We start from the raw sequence: 19,153 nt of genomic DNA, 5'->3' as shown, positions 1-19,153 counted from the left end.
TTTTGGGGACGGAGTTAACACTTCAAATGGAGTGTTAACTCCGTCCCCAATTCTTCCGCCGTTTCTTATAACGCACAAAAATACCAAACGCCACGGCTAAACCGAGTATCCCTCCGGTTGTATCGAGTATGATATCGTGAAATGTGGGTGTCCGTCCTCCACCTGTAAGGTACTGATGAAATTCATCGCTGAATGCAAAAAGAATAACAAGAGCCAAGTTTAGTGATGCTGCCTTTTTCACCGATGGAATCAGATGAATGAGCAGTCTGAAGAGAAAAAAGCTGATTGAAAAAAAGATAATGACGTGTGCGCCTTTTCTTAAAAAGAATTCAGTGAATCCTGCGTAGCCCAATGACTGAGTGCTGACCAGACTCCCTGCATAAGTGAAGCTGACCTGATCCATGAGGGCACGCAGCCAGTCAGGAGCAGACAGACTTTTCATCACAGGAATGAGCGTTTGCTGTTCATACGTTTGTGAGGAAGAGTAGGCGACGATTATGAGAATCAGTCCAATTGGTATGGCCAGAAACAGTGTAGCTGGCTGTTTAATTTTATCCATATAGTCACTCCGATTATTTTTTCTGAAAGTTCTGATTTTATTTTATAATAAAATGGTTTTAAATTGAAGTGCTGATTGGGTACAGAGTTTATAGTCTGTTAACTTTATCCTGTTATATTGGAGTATAAACTCTGTTCAAAAAATGGAGGTCTTACATTATGAAATATTTATACTATTTTTCTAAAAACATCCATTCAGCGATCAAACAAGATCCCCCTGGCACATGGATGCCGCATGTGCCTAAAGGATGTGTGCGTCTCAGCTCTGGCTTTCCTGATGCCTCACTGGTCCCTGTAGATGAACTGAGTCAGGCAGTGACACTCCTTTTAAATGAAGAGCGTGACCTGCCGCTCCATTATATCGGCAGCCCGCAAATCGAAAAGCTGCATACGCAGTTACTCGAGCGTATGACCGAAAGAAACATTAGTGTGAAACGCGAGGAATTGCTGATTACTTCAGGAGCGTGTCAGGCAATTGATCTGATAGCAAGAATTTTAATTGATGAAGACACGTACATTATCCTGGAATCACCAACATACATGGAAGCACTCGAGATTTTTCAAAATTATACTGGCCGGATTCTGACCGTTCCTGTTGATGAACATGGGTTGAATACTGATATGTTGGAAGAGTTGCTGGTGAAAAGAAAGCAGAAAGGGAAACCAATGCCAAAGGTGCTTTATACTATTCCAACCTTTCAAAACCCAACAGGAACAACGATGTCTATAACACGTAGAAAACATTTGCTCAACCTGGCATCAACTTACGATTTTCTGGTGATGGAAGATGACGCATACGGGGAACTTCATTTTCACGAACCCGTCCCCACATTAAAATCTCTGGATCGTGAAGGCAGAGTGCTCTATATCGGCTCGTTATCAAAAGTTGTTGCACCAGGCATGCGTATTGGATGGGTAGCAGCTGACCGGGAATGGATTCAGACCCTGTTCCGTTTCAAAAAAGATCTGGACCATCCATTTGCACAATCTGTCATGGCAACTTTTCTGGCATCCGTGGACTGGGAGAGTCATCTTCAGTCATGCCGGGACGTTTACCATCGTAAATGCCATGCAATGATTGACGCACTCACTACATATATGCCACGCGAAGTAACCTGGACCAAGCCTGACGGAGGCTACTTCATCTGGCTAACTGCTCCGGGTGTTGATACTACAGAACTTTTAAACCAAGCCACACAGAAAGGCGTATCCTACATTCCCGGAAAACATTTCTGTCTAGAACAGGAGCACGGACAGGATAAACTGAGGCTGTCGTTCAGTGCGGCGAGGGAAGAAGAGATTGTGGAGGGAGTGAGAAGATTGGCTGAGGTTTTGGGACGGAGATGACACTCCGTTTTTTGGGGACGGAGTTCAGACTCTATTTTAGAGCGAACTCTGTCCCTTTTTCGTGGAGTGTAAACTCCGTCCCCAAAGAAGTGCTATAATACCACTATCTGAATATTCATTTATCCGCAAAGGGGATGGAGAAGATGAAAGAGTTAATTCGTGCAGCGGTGGTAGGTACTGGTTTTTCAGCGATGGCGCATTTAGAGGCGTTGAAACGGCTACCGGGGGTGGAGGCAGCTGCGATTGTGTCGAGGTCTATAGAGAAGGCGGAACGGATTGCAGCGGAGTACCGGCTTGCTTATGCGTATTCATCGATTGATGAGCTGTTGGAAAATCCCGAGATTCGAGTCATACATAACTGCACGCCTAATGTGCTTCACTATGAGCTGAATAAGAAAATTCTGCTTGCTGGAAAGCATGTGCTTTCTGAGAAGCCGCTCGCTTTAAATAGTGAGCAGTCTGCTGAACTACTTCAAATTGCTAAAGATTCTGGTCTGGTCCACGGTGTCTGTTTTAACTACAGGCATTATCCGATCGTTGAAGAAGCAAGAATCCGCATTGCGAATGGGGAGATGGGACGCCCGCACCTTGTTTCTGGCGGTTATCTGCAGGATTGGTGTCTTTATGATACTGACTACAGCTGGCGCATGGATACTCAGCTGAACGGGGAGTCCAGAGCCATAGCTGACATCGGTTCGCATTGGTGTGATACCCTTCAGCATCTGGTTGGCAGCCGCATCATCCGCGTGATGGCTGATCTGACAACCCTTCATTCCACACGAAAAAAACCCACAGTATCTGAAGGCTCAACTTTTTCAAATGAACCTGGACAGGCATTTACATCAGTCGACATTTCTACAGAAGATGCCGGCAACGTGCTGGTTCAGTTCGAAAATGGGGTGAAGGGGATGTTCAACGTCTCCCAGGTAACAGCCGGCAAAAAAAATCATCTTCACTACACTGTTTCACTGGGAGACGGGACGCTGGAATGGGATCAGGAGGAACCCAACCGGTTATGGATCGGCAAACGAAGCGAACCAAATCAACTGCTCATGAAAGATCCGGGCCTTTTGTCAGAAACCGCCAGCAGCTACGCACACTTCCCTGGCGGACATCAGGAAGGCTGGCCTGACTGTCTCAAAAATTTGATGCTCTCGTTTTATAACAAAATTGAGCATTCGGGTGTGCAAAGCGATTTCGCTGATTTTGAAGCAGGACATTATAATATGAGAATTGTGGATGCGATTTTGAAGAGTGCTGAGGAGGAGAGATGGGTGGAGGTTTGAGATGGAACGGGAAAGAGAAAATGGGGACGGAGTTGATACTCCAAATGGAGTGCCAACTCCGTCCACAGGAATTCAAACTCTGTCCCAAAAAAGCAGAGTCTAAACTCCGTCCCCAAAAATCAATTCACATTATCACGAAACTTCAACGTCAATCCCTTCAAAAAGTTCCGTGCAAAACGGTCGCCGCATGGCTTATAGTTTTTCTGGCCTTCTTTTCTGAGCAGTGCGCCGAGTTCGCCTTTTGTGACTGTGATGCCTGCACGGTCAAAGATGTCGAGCATGTCTTCGCTGGTTAGGGAGAGGGCAATTTTTACTTTTTTGAGCAGGACGTTATTGACGCTTGCATGATTTTTGATGGAGCGATCAGGTTTAACGGGTTCTCCCGTTTTTGATTTTTGTGGTCCTCTTTTAAAAGTGATAAATCCATTTAAAAAGGATTCAAGCATTGAATTGGTGCATTTGATATACTCATCAGTTTCTTCGGGCTCATCGTGATCATAAAATGTGTCCTCATCAACCTTCGTAAGAATCTTCAGGACGTCATCCTTCGTTACATCGACTCCGCCAAGGCGGAAAATTTCAATCATATCAACGTTTTTAATATCCAGTGCATATCGTAAACGGATTAAAATATCATTATTTGTCATATCAGTTCTCCTTTTCAGTTCGAACGGCTTTAGTTATTTTAGCAGGAATTATGATTGGATTCCAGCTGGATTCAGAATTCGACAGAGTGAGAGCATTTTATATATAAAATGCAGGTTGATAGAACTATTCGTCAAAATTTGTTATAGGACCTTTTTCATTAATTTGTCATATAACCTTTTTATCTGGAAACTGAAAGATATAATAGAATTATCTGTTAATTTAAAATGAAAAAGGGTGGCGGATCATGGTTCATGCTTTAACAAGCCTTGATAATGAAAACACATTAAATTTAAAAATAGAAAATCGTACACTGACTCAGCTGAATCTGTCGCATCGTACACTTGACGATGAGTTGATGATTGACCGGATTGTTTTTACAAGTGGCGGCATTTTCGTGATTCAATATAATGAAGCAAGGGGTATGATTGACGGAACGCAGGAGCGGCCGATCTGGCTGTCAGACGGAGATGTGAGAATGAAAAATCCTCTGCAGGAAAATGAAAAAATCATACAAGCCCTAAAGAAAATACTCCCTCCATATTTCCACGACTACTTCTATTCAATCGTAGGTTTCAAAAAACGGGTCAAGATCAATGTCCCAGGCAACCATAAAAACATAGAAGGCAATCAGTGGCTGCTCAGTGAAAGTGAAATTCCTGAATACATAGAGCGCATTATTCTTAAGAAAAACGTCCAGCAGGAAAAACCGATTAAGCCGCACCACTTGAATATACTTGAGCGTGGATTTAGTTGGATGAATAAGTGACTTACAAGGCCCGGGAGTTTGTCACTCTCAGGGCTTTTCATCATGTCATAAGCTCAAGTTGAAAATTTTTCTGTACAGTGTGAGAAAAGGTGGGTTTTCCCGAAAAAGGTTGACTCTCCTTAACTGACTGTGGTAGTTTTTTCTAGTTAGTGAGCTAGAGTTTTAAGGAGATGTTCAAAGTGCTTTTCAATTCCTATGTGTTTATATTAGGGTTTTTACCAGTAGTGGTGGTACTGTATTATCTTTTATTAAAATTGGATAATAAAATATATTCAAGACTGGTACTGGTCCTTGCTTCTCTTTATTTTTATAGTTTCTGGAATATTAGTTACCTCCCTTTAATTTTGGCATCCGTTTTTGTAAATTATTTTGTATCGATTCTGATCAATCGATCTGTGAAAATAGGTTATAAGAAGCTGTTTTTAGTTTTGGGTGTTGTTTTTAATGTTGGGCTGCTAGGCTATTTTAAATATTTTGATTTTTTTATAGAGAATACAAATCAATTTTTTCAGACGAATTGGCCGCTGCTTGAGATCGCACTTCCGCTGGCTATCAGTTTTTTCACTTTCCAGCAGATAGCTTACATAGTGGATAGTTATCGCGGTGAGACAGGCACATACAATTTTGTCGATTATTCACTATTCGTCACATTTTTCCCGCAGCTGATTGCGGGGCCGATTGTTCACCACAGCGAAATGATTTCACAGTTTAAAGATAAAAAGAATGCGGTGTTCAAATCTCTGAACTTTTCATCCGGCCTGTTTATTTTCAGCATCGGTCTTGCTAAAAAGGTGTTAATTGCTGATACATTTGCGCAGTATGCAAATGACGGTTATGGAAATCTTGCGGCACTTTCAGTTGTCGACAGTTGGATTACGACATTAGCCTACACACTTCAATTGTATTTTGATTTCAGCGGCTATTGTGATATGGCTATCGGACTTGCATTACTTTTTAACTTCAGAATACCTGTGAATTTTAATTCTCCATATAAATCCTTGAACATTCAGGAGTTCTGGAGAAGGTGGCATATTACATTGGGACGTTTCTTCACGCAGTATGTATATATCCCGCTTGGCGGAAGCAGGAAAGGACCGACCAGAACATATATTAATTTATTTCTGATCTTCTTTATCAGCGGATTCTGGCATGGTGCCGGCTGGACATTTATTGTGTGGGGCGTCATGCATGGTGTGGCAAGTATAATCTACCGGGCATGGAGTAAAGGGAAATACCGACTGCCGCGCTTAGTTGCACTGGGCATCACATTTTTATTCGTTCACGTTGCATGGGTTTATTTCAGAGCACCTGATCTGACTACGGCAAATCAGATGGTCGTAAAGATGTTTAACTTCCAGGCACTCGATTTACCACCTGGCTTGTCAGCAGTATTGAGCAGTGTTTTAAATATGAACTTTCAGGCAACGCCTTATTTCTTTGGCTGGTCAACGATGTTACTGGTAATGTTAGGCTACATCCTTGTATTCTTTACGAAGAATTCAATTGAGAGACTGGAAGAATTTAAACCGAATGTCCGCTCAGGAGTGGCTGTCAGTCTTATATTTGTAGCATCCTTACTGTATTTAACGAGAGTAAGCGAATTTATTTACTTTAACTTTTAGAGGTGAAATCATTGTCCGGCAAAAAGTTTATTATGTTGTTTTTCAGTTCAGTCATAGGACTTGTGGGCACGATCGCACTGGCTTTTTATATACTGGATCCACTTTTTTATTACCGTGATGAAGGGCTGATCGAGCCTCAATATAATGCAGATGCCAGGTATCAGATGCCGGGGCTGCTGCGAAATAAAGAATATGAAACACTGATCACGGCTACTTCAATGGGGCGGAATTTCAGAGAAGACTATGTGGATGACACATTGAACACCGAAAGCCTGAATGGTTCACTTGCTTCCTCCTATGCAAAAGAACAGTCGATGGTTGCGCAATTCGCGCTTCAGGAGAATGAGCAGTTGAATCATGTAATATGGGAGCTGAACTTTTATTCATTTGCAGAGGATCCTGAAAAAGTGCTGGATTCTGCGACCCCTTTCCCTACTTATATGTATGATGACAGTAAACTGAACGATATTAAATATCTGTTTCATTCTTATAATGTAAGACTTGCAGCGAATAACGTGCTGGCTAACGTGTCAAATGATGAGCTGCGCCGAAATCCGGAAGAATTATATAAATTCGGACAGGTAGCACCGGAAGAATCAATAGAAAGAATTGACGGCTGGCTGCAGCGGGCACCTGAGCTTCAGGAATATCCTGAAAACGAAACAAAAGAAGTCATGATCGCTTCGTTTAAAGAAAACGTTATTCAGGTCATTGAAGACAATCCGGACACAACATTCACGTTTTTCTACGCACCCTATCCGGTTTACAATCAGCACCGTTATTACCTGCAGCATAACCGCTACCTTGAAGAAAGACTTGCATTTAAAGAAGAGGTATTTGAACTGCTGAGCCAGTATGACAATGCTGAACTCTATGATTTTCAGGATCAAAAAGAAATCACATTTGACGCAGGAAATTACATGGCAGACGCCGTTCATTACTATGAATATATCAATGAATATATTATCAATACAATCGCTTCTGAAGACCCTGTCACTTCAAAAACAGCCTATGATCAGCAACTTGAGAACTTGAAAAATCAAGTGATCAACTTCAATGTGGATCAGCTGAGAAATGTAGGATATGTGAATCGTGATGAGACTGAGGAAGATGTAGTATCAATGAATCAATGAATCAATGAATCAATGAATAAATTGGAATTTTGAGAGTGGGACTGGATGGTCCTGCTCTTTTTTTGTTTGCCAACTCCGTCCCCAAAAATTCGCTTCTTCCCAAATAAATCCCACATTAGTCCAAAATACCCCTTTCGTTTTCTGAATATTTGCATCTATAATAGTATGGCAAGGAAATATTTAGAATATGATTGGAGTTGAGGTTGTGGGCAGGAAGTTGTTGGTTAGTGTACTTGTGCTGATGCTTGCTTTTAGCAGTGCTGCTTTTGGGGCGTTGCCAAAGGAAAAGCCGGTGCGGGAGAGCGGTAAGGTTTCAATGAGTATGGCTCAGGATGAAGAGGTTCGGGTGATTATTGAGCTCGAGGGTGATTCAGCGATGGAGGCTGCTTCTGAGGAAGGAGAGGATTTCCAGGAACTGAGTACTGCTGAGCAGGAAGCGATTATTAATGAAGTGCTGAAGAGTCAGCAGGCTGCGAAGAATGAAGTAGGGGAATTTACGGCAGCTTCTGTTGAGAACGAATTCACAACGATTGTGAATGGTTTCAGTACGACTGTTCAGGCGGGAGATCTTGAGAAGATTGAGAAGATCGCCGGTGTGAAGAAAGTACATATTGCAAATGAGTATGAGCGTCCGGAAGTATCACCGGATATGTCTTATTCAGGCGAGCTGATTGAAAAAGAGCTTGCATGGGAGGAATACGGTTATAAAGGAGAAGGCCTGGTTGTTGCGATTGTTGACTCAGGGATGGATCCTGCGCACCGTGACATGGTCATCAGTGAAGATACTGATGTAAAACTTGATGAAGCAGATGTAAATGCTGCGATCGAAGAGTTTGGTCTGAAAGGGGCTTATCTGACTGAAAAGATGCCTTATGGCTATAACTATTTCGATAAAAATCAGCAGGTAAAAGATTTTGGTGTGGAAGCGTCTCACGGAATGCACGTTGCGGGAACAGTGGCTGCAAACGGTGATACTGAAAATGGCGGCATTAAAGGTGTTGCACCTGAAGCGCAGCTGCTTGCGATGAAAGTATTCGGCAGTGATCCATTGATTTCCACGACTTACAGTGACATTTTCATTAAGGCAATTGACGATTCAATCCGTCTTGGAGCGGATGTGATTAACATGAGTCTTGGTGCAACTGCAGGTTATGTGGATGAAACTGATCCTGAGCAGCAGGCGGTTCAGCGTGCTGTGGATGCAGGAATTCTTGTATCGATTTCAGCTGGTAACTCAGCATTATTTGCTGACGATTATTACTATCCATACGCAAGTAATCCGGATTACGGCCTGGTAGGTTCACCTGCCGTGTCTGAAAATGCTGTAACGGTAGCATCTTTAGATAACGTATTTGTTGATTCTAAAGCTGTACAGGTGACAATTGACGGTGAAGAAGCCGGTCTTGCGCCTTATTCAGTTGCGAATGAAGAAGATCCGGAAGATTATGTGCAGACGGACTTTGAAGTCGTGCATGCTGGTCTTGGTTATGAAGAAGACTTCATGGATATCGATGTAGCTGGCAAATATGCACTGATTCAGCGTGGCGAACTTGATTTCGTTTCAAAGACGCTGAATGCGCAGTATGCAGGTGCTGCAGGGGTTATTATTTACAATAATACTGATGGTTTTGTGAGTATGGCGACTGACCCGGAAATTACCATTCCACAGTTATTTATGGTGAAGTCTGAAGGAGATCGTCTGGCAGCAGCGCTTGCTGACAGTTCAGTTGTTGAGATTTCATTTAACGGGGACGAGCTGACACAGCCGAATCCGACGGCTGGTATGTTAAGTGATTTCACGTCTTGGGGACTGACACCGGACCTTGAGTTCAAGCCGGAAATCACAGCACCAGGCGGCAGTATTCTATCGACTGATAATGAAGATGGATACGCTGTAATGGGCGGTACGTCAATGGCTGCGCCGCATATCGCAGGTGGATCTGCACTTGTGATGCAGCAGCTTAAAGACACAGTCGCAAAAGAATACAGATCTGACTGGGTAAAAACGATCATGATGAACACAGCAGCGCCAGTCATGGATCCAAATGGACTTGCGATTTCACCACGACGTCAGGGAGCAGGACTGATGCAGCTTCATGCAGCATTATCTGCACCGGCAATTGTCACTGACACAGAAGGTGATGCAGCAGTTGCACTGAAAGAAATTGACGGTGACACAGCTGTATTTGAACTGATGGTTGAAAACTTAACAGATGAAGAAATCGTTTATGATGTTGCGGTTAATGCGCAGACAGATGCATTAACAGAAGGCTTCATTGCACCAAACCTGATCTACGGACAGGAAATCACTGGTGCCGGTCTTCTTTTAAATGGAGAAGAGGCATTAACGCTTGAAGTGGCACCGATGGATACTGAAACAGTTGAAGTTGAAATCGATCTGTCAGATGTCACATTGCTTCAGGACGATGTTGTAGTAACACCTGAAGACATTTTTGAAAATGGTTATTTTGTAGAAGGGTTTGTAACATTTACAGATCCGTCTGATATGAACCCGGTACTGACAGTTCCTTATGCAGGCTTTAAAGGGGACTGGAACGCGCCGCCGATCTTTGATGAACCTCAGTGGGATGAAATGACTTATTATGGCTTCACTGGTGTGCGTTCATTTGACATGTTTGGCGAATGGGCTGAGGATCTTGGCATTGATCCATTTGCTGAGGAGTACGTTGTAGACCCTGAACTGATCGCATTTTCTCCGGATGGAGACGGCATGCAGGATGCAGTTGTACCTGTCGTGTCACTTCTCAGAAATGCGAAAGAGCTGAAGGTAACAGTCACTGATGAAGATGGAGACGAACTGCGCACAATCCGCACTGAGCGCGAACTTCGTAAGAATTATTTATACGGAGATGGTTTGGACGCTGAAACAACGTCACCAATGTGGGCATGGGACGGTAAAGTCAATGGCCGCACAGCAGCTGACGGTCAGTACTATCTGACGCTTCAGGCGAAAATTGATTTTGACGGAGCAGAATGGCAGGAGCTTTCACTTCCGGTTAAAATCGATACAGAAGATCCTGAAGTTGAAGCAGCACTTGATACAGCTGCATCAACTATCACTTTTACTGCTGAAGACGATCAAGCCGTTCAGTACGTGAATGTATTAGTAGATGGTCAGAGTGTGACAGAGTCTTACCTGTCACCTGAAGAAGAGTCATTCACATTCACTAAAAAGATTGATCCGGACCAGCGTATTCAGGTTGAAGCGGTTGACTTTGCCGGCAATAGCGTGAAAACGACTGTACAGCAGGGTACTGATACAAAAGGACCGCAAATCTACCTTGATTCACCGGCATTCTTTGAGCCGACACCTGTCCGCGAAACATTCGTGAGCGGCTATGTAACAGATGCATCAAGTGTTGAAAAAGTAACTGTAAATGGTGAGGCTGTTGATTCGTTTGAAGTTTTTGAAGGAGAGTACATGTTCTTCAAGCGTCTGACATTCGACAGTGATGACATTCATGACATTATTGTTTCTGCGACAGACAAAGAAGGCAATGAAATCAGCATTAACCGTACAATTATCGTAGACAGTGAAGCACCTGAAGTTAAACTGTCTGGCGATAAAGTGCCTTATATTGTTGATGAAAATGCTGATAATCCTGTCATCTCCGTTGATCTGAAAGACAATTATGATGACGTTCGTCTATATGTAAATGGAGATGAAAAGTTCGCATCAGTTCCGACAAAGCTTTTAGAGAAAAAAGCACTTGAAACAACGGTTGAAGATATTGAATTAGACCTTCAGCCTGGATTAAATCACTTTGAAGTAATCGCAGTTGATGTGACTGGAAATGTTGGTTACACAAAGGACATTATCGTATTCAAAGAAGGCGAAGATGATTCTCGCGTTCTGAATATTGATGAAGAAGCAGCGAAGCAGATTGTGAAAGATTCGAATGAACTGTTTATGCTAAAAGCAATTCCGCAGCAGGCGGATGGCACAGTAGATGCAACGCTGATGATGAGTGGGGCGGCTGTTAAGACACTTGCTGCAGCGAAAAAAGACCTTGAATTCCGCTCGGGACCATTCCAGGTGCTTGTACCTGCAGGATTCCTGAGTGAGAACGCATCTGCAGACAGTGTGGCATTCAACATTGCAACGGATGAATCAGCAGAACTTGGCGGAAATGCAACAGCATTGTCTGATGCATACCGATTTACTGCAGTTGCAGACGGGGAAATGGTTGATACGTTTGACCATATGTTCCTTGCCAATGTCGTGTATGACGACAGCAGTGTTAGTGATGTTAAGAAAGTATCAGTTCAGCAATGGAAAGATAACAAATGGCACTATGCAGGCGGATCAGAATTTGACGATGGACTTGTCTACATGATGACTGCACCAGGTGTATATCAGGTAATTGAAGGCGACGTTACTTTTGATGATATTAAAGATCACTGGGCACGCCCTGAAATCGAAAGAATCGCGTCACTGAATATCACAACAGGTAAAACACCTGACGAATTCAGACCAAACCTGAACCTGACACGTGCAGAGTTCGCAGTACTGCTTTCGCGTACAATGCAGCTGTCAATTGAAGAAGCTGAAGGCGTATTTACAGACGTAAGCGAAGATCACTGGGCAGCTTCAGCAATCGAAGCAGCCTATCATGCAGGCATCATCACAGGTAAAGAAAACGGCACATTCGCGCCAGGCGAACAAATCACACGTGAACAAATGGCAGCCATGATCATGCGCGGCATTAACCACAGTAATGAATACCTGGCACCAACTATATTCATGCCAAACGAATTCAAAGACCATGACAACATCTCAAGCTACGCACGCGACGCCGTCTACCAGGCAGAAATGCTCGGCCTTATCACAGGTAAAGAAAACGGCACATTCGCACCAAAAGACCAGCTCACACGCGGTCAGATGGCCGCCGTGCTTGGAAGATTGGTTGAGGTTTTGAGACAGGGATACTAAAAGAGACTTTGGGGACGGAGTTCATACTCCATTAAGAGTGGAGTGCTGACTCTGTCCCGGGGTTTTGGAAACCGGGGGACGGAGTTTACACTACGATTTAAGTGAAGTGTAAACTCCATCCCTAAAAAATTAAAAAAAGGAGAGACTGCGATGCCAAGAGAAGGAAGAAAGATAAGCAGTACGGGTATTTATCATATTGATACTTTAGGAATTAATTCACAGTTATTATTTTATGATGATGCTGACAGGGAAATGTTTCTTAATAAGCTTTTGAAAATCAAAAAAGATAAGAAATTTAAGGTTTATGCCTGGTGTTTGATGGACAACCATTATCATCTTGTAATAAAGGAATCAGACTATTCTATTTCAAGGATTATGCAGAGCCTCAATGGAAGTTATGCAAGGTACTTCAATCAAAAATACAGAGGCAGCGGTTCAATTTATGCAGGAAGATTTTACAGTAGTCCGATTGAAAATATCTCCTACCTTCACACTGCCATTCGGTATATTCATCAAAACTGTGTCAGAAGTTTTATGGTTGAAGTGCCTGCGCATTATTTTTGGAGCAGCTGTCAGGAATATTATGATCAGCGGTCCGCGTACAAAGACTTGAGTGACTGCCAGGATATTTTAGCGTTATTTTCACGTGATCCAATGAAAGCAGTGAGTTACTTTATCGAATTTACAGAAGCTGTCTACGAACTTCCACAAAGAAAATCCCCATACCGAATTAAACGCTCCGATACTGAAGCAATTGACTTAATCAAATCTCATGTAGGCTCTATCGAACTCCCCGACATAAAGAAACTTCCAATGAATGAAAAAATCATTATCATCCAGCACTTAAAAACAATAAAAGATATTTCTGGACCTCAGCTTTCGAGAATCCTTGGTATTCCACTTGGGGTGATTTGGCGAGCGGGGAAGCGGGAGGATTAAAAGCTTTTGTTTGGGGACGGAGTTGACACTTCATCATAGAGTGTAAACTCCGTCCCCCATAAATGTGTCCCCTGTATATGTAGGATAAACTCCGTCCCCCCAAAAACCTCGAACTCGAGATATCCTCAAAAATAAGTTATAATAAAACTGAATTTTCAGAAAGGGGAAATGGAGATGTCGAAAGCGACTGAGACTTTGCTGGTGAATTCGTTTATTGATGGGGTTTTGGATCCGGAGAAGGAGATGCTTGGACCGGTTCGCGATGGCGGGCATATTATTGCCAATACGGCGCCGGGGTGCTGGGGGCCGATGATTACGCCTTGTATCAGGGGTGGTCATGAGGTAACGAAACCTGTGTTTGTTGAGGGTGCTGAGCCGGGGGATGCGATTGTCATTAAGATTCGTTCGATTAATGTGACGTCTTTGGCGACTGCTTCAGGAAATGATACGCCGGTGGATGGCCGTTTTCTTGGTGATCCGTTTGTTGCGGTGAAATGTCCGGAGTGTGGGACGATGTATCCGGATACGGTGATTGAGGGGATCGGCCAGGAGGCAATCAGATGTGCGGATTGTCACGCTGATGTGACGCCTTTTGTTTTTACAAATGGCTATACGATCAGTTTTAGTGAGCACGGTGATGTGGGTGTGACGATGTCTAAGGAATCGGCTGAGACGATTGCGCGTGACGGCCGTCATTATATGATGACGCCGGATCAATCTGTACAGAATCCGATTGTTACGTTTGCGCCGCATGACCTTGTTGGAGTGATAGCACGGATGAGACCGTTTTTGGGACAACTCGGTACGACACCTTCGCGGCCAATTCCTGATTCTCACAATGCGGGGGATTTTGGGTCGTTCTTAGTAGGTGCACCGCATGATTATAAGGTGACTGAAGATGAATTGAAGGAGCACCGAACTGATGGCCACATGGATATCAGCAGAGTGCGGGCAGGTTCAACGCTGATCTGTCCGGTAAAAGTACCTGGTGGCGGTGTGTACCTCGGAGATATGCACGCGATGCAGGGCGACGGCGAAATTGCGGGTCACACTGCTGACGTTTCAGGTATCGTTCATTTACAGGTTCATGTGATCAAAAATGTAAATCTTGAAGGACCAATTCTTCTGCCAAATGAAGAAGACCTTCCTTATACAGCTAAACCATTTACCGAAGCTGAACTGAAATCGGCTCAGGCTGTAGCAAAGCAATGGAACATCGAAAAGCTTGAGGAATCACTGCCCGTTTCAGTGATCGGCACAGGGTCCAACCTGAATCTCGCAACTGACAATGGCCTGCAGCGCGCAGCCGACCTGTTTGGCGTAACCGTTCCTGAAATCATGAACCGCACCACCATCACAGGCTCCATCGAAATCGGCCGCCATCCTGGCGTAGTCACTATCACATTTTTAGCACCGGTTGAATATTTAGAAAAAGCCGGGATGCTGGATGAGGTGAGGAGGCATTATAAGGGTAGGTGAATTGGGCAGGACGGATTTGGGGACGGAGTTTAGACTCTATTTATTTTGTTAACTCTGTCCCTATATTATGGAGTGTTAACTCCGTCCCCAAACAAATAAACTCCGTCCCCCAAAAAACTCTTCACAACCCAAGCTCACTCCTCAACTCAGTCTGCAATTCTCTAATCCGCTCCTCAGGTACTTTATAATAATAGATTCCATCAATATAGGTGTCCTCGCCACCTTCGATGCTGCGTTTTGTCATATGGTTAAGGGCTGGTTTGTAGTCGTTTTGGATCTGGATGATGTGCGGGATGGTCAGGTTGGTTTTCAGGTTTGTTCCGAGTGCCTCCAGGATTTCATTGTAGTTCCACAATGTGGATACAGTCGCCCCTTTTTTAATAATATTTTCGATGACCTGTTTTTGACGTTCTTGTCTTCCGAAATCACCATCCGGGTCGTCATAGCGCATGCGGGCGTATGCAAGCGCCTGTTTTCCATTCAAATTAATCTGACCTTTTTCAAACGTGTATCCGTTTGAGCTGAACGGAAATGCATTTTCAACTGTAATTCCTCCCACCGCATTAACAATATCCTCAAAGCCCTCCATGTTTACTTTTACAAAATAATCAATCGGCACATCAAGATAGTTTTCAACAGTAGCGATCGCCATTTCAATACCACCAAATGCATAGGCATGATTAATTTTATCCATTGTCCCGTAACCAATTATTTCTGTATACGTGTCTCTTGGAATGCTGAGTAAGCTTGTTGTTTCGGTCTTGGGATTCACAGTAGCGAGAATCAGCGTGTCTGACCGTCCGCGATCACTTTCACGTTCATCCACTCCTAAAAGAAGGACTGTGAAAGGATCCTGTTCTTCAAAACGAACTGAAGATACTCTTTTCTCCGACTTTATTCTATCAAATGAAACATGAATGTCTTTAGACGCACTTGCAAATGATTGATAAAAGTGAAAAGCGTATGCACCAAAAAAACCTGTAAAAACTAGTACAATTGCTAAGTCTATTATTAACCAGCGCCGCCATTTACTTCTCTTTCTATTCAAAAAAAGCACCCCCTGCTTCACTTTATTAAATTCTTTATAAAATATATTATGTTCATTATAAAGAACAAAAGTAGATTTGTAAATCTACTTTTTAGTTGGGGACGGAGTTTAGACTCTGGCATTATATTAACTCTGTCCCTTATAAATGGAGTATAAACTCCGTCCCCAATCAGGAGACATATCATATAGATAGTATCTCAGTCCTTACTATAGTAAAATATAGGAACAAGTCAGTGTAAACGGATTTGAGGGGAGGGGTGCGTGATGGTGACAGAGGTGTATATGGTTCGGCATGCTCATTCGGTGTTTTCGCTTGAGTTTGAGGAGACGAGGGGATTGTCGAAGCAGGGCTGGAAGGCTGCTGAGAAGGTGACTGAGGTTTTGGTTAATGAGGGAATTGAAGTCATTGTTTCGAGTCCTTATGTGAGGGCGAGGCAGACGGTTGAAGGACTTGCTAAGGAATTGAATAAAGAGGTTGAGATCGATCCGCGGTTTAGAGAGCGTGATCTGGCAGCGCGGGATCATCATTTTGAAGAGCCGCTTACTGCGATTAAAAAGGTATTCGACGATAGGGATTTTAAGTTTCCTGAGGGAGAATCTAACAATGAAGTAATTGAACGTGGAATCGCTGCTTTGAAAGAAACGGTTGATGAACATAAGGGGAAAAAGATCGCAATCGGTATTCATGGGAATATTTTTGCTTGTATTATGAGCTGGTTTGATGACCGCTATGGATATGAATTCAGTCTGCAGACAACAAAACCTGATATTTACAAGCTCTCTATCAACGATCAGTTTGAGCTTGAAGCGAGTGAACGATTATGGAAGACAGACTGGATACCTGAATAAATATATTGAAAAAGCCAGGCGCTGATGCCCGGCTTTTTTATAAATAAGGAGAGCTGCTGGCTTACCAACCAAAGTATTACCGCAGCTGAATGCTATCATATCTAAATTCGTTTATATATGCTAGTATAATAATGATTTTTAAATGAACTGTATTAGTCGTAATGAAAATGATAATTTTTATGAGAAATTTGGGGTTTATTTTAATAAATGTTAGGAGGAGCTGATTTTGAAAAAATTGGTTACATATATAGGGTCAGGCATTGCTGCGATGAGTTTGACAGCGCCGGCACAGGCATTTACAGATGTAAATATGTATGAAGATGAGATCCGCTTTTTAGAAGAGCAGGAAATTTTGTCAGGATACAATGATGGAACGTTCAGACCAACCGCTGAATTAAGCAGACTGCAGGCAGTCCAGATGCTGATCCGGGAAATTGGAGTGGATACTGAAGATGTATCTGACCCTGGTTTTACTGACTTGCATCCTGATAGCTATGGGTACGAAGAGGTCGCTGCAGCTGTTGAACTGGGCATTATTTCAGGAAAAACGGACGGAAATGGGTATCAGTATTTTGACCGTTATGCACCATTAACGAGGTCTCAGATGGCGAAGATTCTCAGTGAAGGATATGACTTATACGACCATCAGCGTATCTCATTTATTGATGTACCAATGAATCACTGGGCAAACCCTTATGTAAACGGACTTGCCTCCACGGATATTACGACAGGGTATGAGGACAGCACATTCAGACCCGCTGAACAGATTCAGCGTCAGCACTTCACATTATTCATGGCACGTCTTTTAAATGAAGATTTTAAGCCTTCATTCTACCAGGCAAGCTTTATGCCGGATCAGTCAAAAACGTATACATATCAGACAGGTGATTCTACAACGATTATTAATCATAAAGAGGGCAATGTCTGGGAAAGAAACTTCGGAACAAATAATGAAATCACTTCAGAATCATTAATCATTGAATCAAATAACGGTATCGTCTTCGGTGAACCCCAGCTGACATTCAGCTTCGCACTGGGATACCCAATCAAAGAAGGCCGAACATGGATGGACCAGAATGGACTTATCTTAGAAATCACAGACACAAACGCAACCGTGACAACACCCGCAGGCACCTTTACAAATGCAGTAGAAGTCCAGGGGAATGACTATGTAGATTATTATGTAGAAAATATTGGGATTGTGAAATCGACGTGGTATGGGGCTCGAGAAGGTCGTGTGATTGTTGAGTTGATTGAGGTGAGGTAGGGGAGCAGAGGGGGACGGAGTTTAGACTCTATTAACTTGTTTAACTCCGTCCCCCGAAAATCCGAACTCTGTCCCTCGAAAATGAAGTGGAAACTCCGTCCCCCAAAAAAACACCCTCCACTCACTCCCTCAAAAACAACTGCGTATAATAATGCCCGTAATACCCGCCTTCATAATGCCCGATTCCGATATGTGTATAATTTTCATTAAGGATGTTGGCGCGGTGACCGGGGCTGTCCATCCAGCCTTTGACGACGGCCTGGGCTGTTGGGTAGCCGGCTGCGATGTTTTCGCCTACGTATGACCACGGGTAGCCAAAGTAGGTGACCATTTCCTGCGGGCTGCCGTAGGTTGGTGAGTTGTGGTCAAAGTAGTTGTTGTCTGACATATCTTTTGATTTGAGATCAGCAAGAAATTGCATTTCTGCTTTGAATGCCAGTTGCTGTAATCCTTCGTTTTGACGTTCGATATTAACGAGCCTCAAAATTTCGCGTTCGACAGCACTGGGCTCTTTGTAATCAGTCCCTGCTTTGCCGTCGGGATTTTCTAATAAAAAGTCGAGTGTTCTGCTTAGGAAAACAGCCATATTTGCCCGTAGTACAGGTGCGTTTGGACTGAAAGTGCTAGAGGATGTGCCTGTTGTGATGCCTGCTTTATAAAGCGTGCTAGCATATGACGCGGCTTCTCCTCCTGGTGTCAAATCGCTGAAGCGTTTCATGCTGCTGCCTGTCAGGCTGAAAGACTCAGTCAGAATTTTTGCCATCTGGCTGCGTGTCAGTGACTGGTTTGGGTTAAATTGTGCTGTCTGATTAAAGATCCCAAGCTCTGTCAGCTTTGCGATATAGCGATAGCCGGTTGTATTTTCAGTGATATCAGTAAATCCCGGATTCTGAATTGTTGTCACATCCAGGTCAAGCGTCCGCCCGATCAGTGCTGCGGCCTGCGCTCTTGATACTTGTCTCTCAGGCTTGAATGTTCCGTCCTGGAACCCTCCAATAATACCCGCTTCAGAAAGTTCCCCTATCTCCTGACTGGCCCAGTGATCATCGGGCACATCTGAAAAGCCTGCTGATAAAGCTGTGCTCGAAAATATAAAGAATACTGTTAAAACAGATAACAATTTAATTTTCATTGTATGCTCCTTTCGTAAGTATTTATTTATGATTATACAGCCAATCCAACATTCTAAAAATACTCAAAAAGAAGCAGTTCAACTTTATATCAGAAATTTTAAAAATATACTAGCTTCAAAGTTGT

The 19,153-nt window shown here is 43.3% G+C and carries 14 protein-coding genes; 10 read left to right on the top strand and 4 right to left on the bottom strand.

The window, feature by feature from the left end; translation table 11 throughout:
• Positions 1-34: 34 nt before the first annotated feature.
• A complete protein-coding gene (locus JOD21_RS02355; protein WP_204728061.1) occupies positions 35-559 on the bottom strand; it encodes a VanZ family protein in 525 nt (174 codons plus the stop codon).
• 158 nt (positions 560-717) lie between these two features.
• On the opposite strand from JOD21_RS02355, the gene JOD21_RS02350 reads away from it, so the two are divergent.
• Positions 718-1,905 (top strand): aminotransferase-like domain-containing protein, encoded by a 1,188-nt coding sequence (locus tag JOD21_RS02350; protein WP_204728060.1) that lies wholly within the window; start codon positions 718-720, stop codon positions 1,903-1,905.
• A gap of 143 nt (positions 1,906-2,048) precedes the next feature.
• Positions 2,049-3,191 carry a Gfo/Idh/MocA family protein gene (locus JOD21_RS02345; RefSeq protein ID WP_204728059.1) on the top strand — a complete coding sequence of 381 codons (1,143 nt, stop codon included), beginning with the start codon at positions 2,049-2,051 and terminating at the stop codon, positions 3,189-3,191.
• A 119-nt stretch (positions 3,192-3,310) separates the two neighbouring features.
• Here the strand turns inward: JOD21_RS02345 and JOD21_RS02340 are convergent, their stop codons facing one another.
• Positions 3,311-3,838, bottom strand: coding sequence for a YehS family protein (locus tag JOD21_RS02340; protein ID WP_204728058.1), 528 nt, complete (start codon positions 3,836-3,838; stop codon positions 3,311-3,313).
• Positions 3,839-4,083: 245 nt separating this feature from the next.
• On the opposite strand from JOD21_RS02340, the gene JOD21_RS02335 reads away from it, so the two are divergent.
• The 6 genes from JOD21_RS02335 to JOD21_RS02310 all read left to right on the top strand — a co-directional run bounded on the left by JOD21_RS02335 (position 4,084) and on the right by JOD21_RS02310 (position 14,732).
• Positions 4,084-4,605, top strand: coding sequence for a nuclease-related domain-containing protein (locus JOD21_RS02335; protein ID WP_204728057.1), 522 nt, complete (start codon positions 4,084-4,086; stop codon positions 4,603-4,605).
• Positions 4,606-4,784: 179 nt separating this feature from the next.
• On the top strand, positions 4,785-6,227 hold the full coding sequence (locus JOD21_RS02330) for an MBOAT family O-acyltransferase (RefSeq protein ID WP_204728192.1): 1,443 nt from the start codon (positions 4,785-4,787) through the stop codon (positions 6,225-6,227).
• Between the two features lie 11 nt (positions 6,228-6,238).
• On the top strand, positions 6,239-7,360 hold the full coding sequence (locus JOD21_RS02325; protein ID WP_204728056.1) for a hypothetical protein: 1,122 nt from the start codon (positions 6,239-6,241) through the stop codon (positions 7,358-7,360).
• Positions 7,361-7,565: 205 nt separating this feature from the next.
• Entirely contained in the window at positions 7,566-12,314 is a 4,749-nt protein-coding gene (locus tag JOD21_RS02320) for a S8 family serine peptidase (protein ID WP_204728055.1), read from the top strand.
• 150 nt (positions 12,315-12,464) lie between these two features.
• Complete coding sequence (locus JOD21_RS02315; RefSeq protein ID WP_204728054.1) at positions 12,465-13,253, top strand: transposase; 789 nt, start codon at positions 12,465-12,467, stop codon at positions 13,251-13,253.
• 168 nt (positions 13,254-13,421) lie between these two features.
• On the top strand, positions 13,422-14,732 hold the full coding sequence (locus tag JOD21_RS02310) for an acetamidase/formamidase family protein (protein ID WP_204728053.1): 1,311 nt from the start codon (positions 13,422-13,424) through the stop codon (positions 14,730-14,732).
• Between the two features lie 121 nt (positions 14,733-14,853).
• Here JOD21_RS02310 and JOD21_RS02305 read toward each other — a convergent pair whose 3' ends face one another.
• Positions 14,854-15,780 (bottom strand): LCP family glycopolymer transferase, encoded by a 927-nt coding sequence (locus JOD21_RS02305; RefSeq protein ID WP_204728052.1) that lies wholly within the window; start codon positions 15,778-15,780, stop codon positions 14,854-14,856.
• 264 nt (positions 15,781-16,044) lie between these two features.
• Here JOD21_RS02305 and JOD21_RS02300 point away from each other — a divergent pair, with 264 nt between their 5' ends.
• Both JOD21_RS02300 and JOD21_RS02295 read left to right on the top strand, forming a co-directional pair.
• On the top strand, positions 16,045-16,629 hold the full coding sequence (locus JOD21_RS02300; protein WP_204728051.1) for a histidine phosphatase family protein: 585 nt from the start codon (positions 16,045-16,047) through the stop codon (positions 16,627-16,629).
• Between the two features lie 226 nt (positions 16,630-16,855).
• Entirely contained in the window at positions 16,856-17,896 is a 1,041-nt protein-coding gene (locus JOD21_RS02295) for an S-layer homology domain-containing protein (protein ID WP_204728050.1), read from the top strand.
• 121 nt (positions 17,897-18,017) lie between these two features.
• On the opposite strand, the gene JOD21_RS02290 is transcribed toward JOD21_RS02295, so the two are convergent.
• Positions 18,018-19,028: an S-layer homology domain-containing protein gene (locus JOD21_RS02290; protein ID WP_204728049.1), complete on the bottom strand. Its 1,011-nt coding sequence runs from the start codon at positions 19,026-19,028 to the stop codon at positions 18,018-18,020.
• Between the last annotated feature and the right edge of the window lie 125 nt (positions 19,029-19,153).

This window comes from Jeotgalibacillus terrae (genome assembly GCF_016908195.1).
GTDB classification, from domain to species: domain Bacteria; phylum Bacillota; class Bacilli; order Bacillales; family Jeotgalibacillaceae; genus Jeotgalibacillus; species Jeotgalibacillus terrae.
Note: the sequence above shows the minus strand (reverse complement) of the source record. Positions and strands in the feature narration are given on the sequence as shown.

Coding starts and splice junctions, on each gene's coding strand:
- JOD21_RS02335 (WP_204728057.1), top strand. CDS start 4,084: ATGGTTCATGCTTTAACAAGCCTTGATAATGAAAACACATTAAATTTA.
- JOD21_RS02340 (WP_204728058.1), bottom strand. CDS start 3,838: ATGACAAATAATGATATTTTAATCCGTTTACGATATGCACTGGATATT.
- JOD21_RS02345 (WP_204728059.1), top strand. CDS start 2,049: ATGAAAGAGTTAATTCGTGCAGCGGTGGTAGGTACTGGTTTTTCAGCG.
- JOD21_RS02315 (WP_204728054.1), top strand. CDS start 12,465: ATGCCAAGAGAAGGAAGAAAGATAAGCAGTACGGGTATTTATCATATT.
- JOD21_RS02310 (WP_204728053.1), top strand. CDS start 13,422: ATGGAGATGTCGAAAGCGACTGAGACTTTGCTGGTGAATTCGTTTATT.
- JOD21_RS02290 (WP_204728049.1), bottom strand. CDS start 19,028: ATGAAAATTAAATTGTTATCTGTTTTAACAGTATTCTTTATATTTTCG.
- JOD21_RS02300 (WP_204728051.1), top strand. CDS start 16,045: ATGGTGACAGAGGTGTATATGGTTCGGCATGCTCATTCGGTGTTTTCG.
- JOD21_RS02350 (WP_204728060.1), top strand. CDS start 718: ATGAAATATTTATACTATTTTTCTAAAAACATCCATTCAGCGATCAAA.
- JOD21_RS02355 (WP_204728061.1), bottom strand. CDS start 559: ATGGATAAAATTAAACAGCCAGCTACACTGTTTCTGGCCATACCAATT.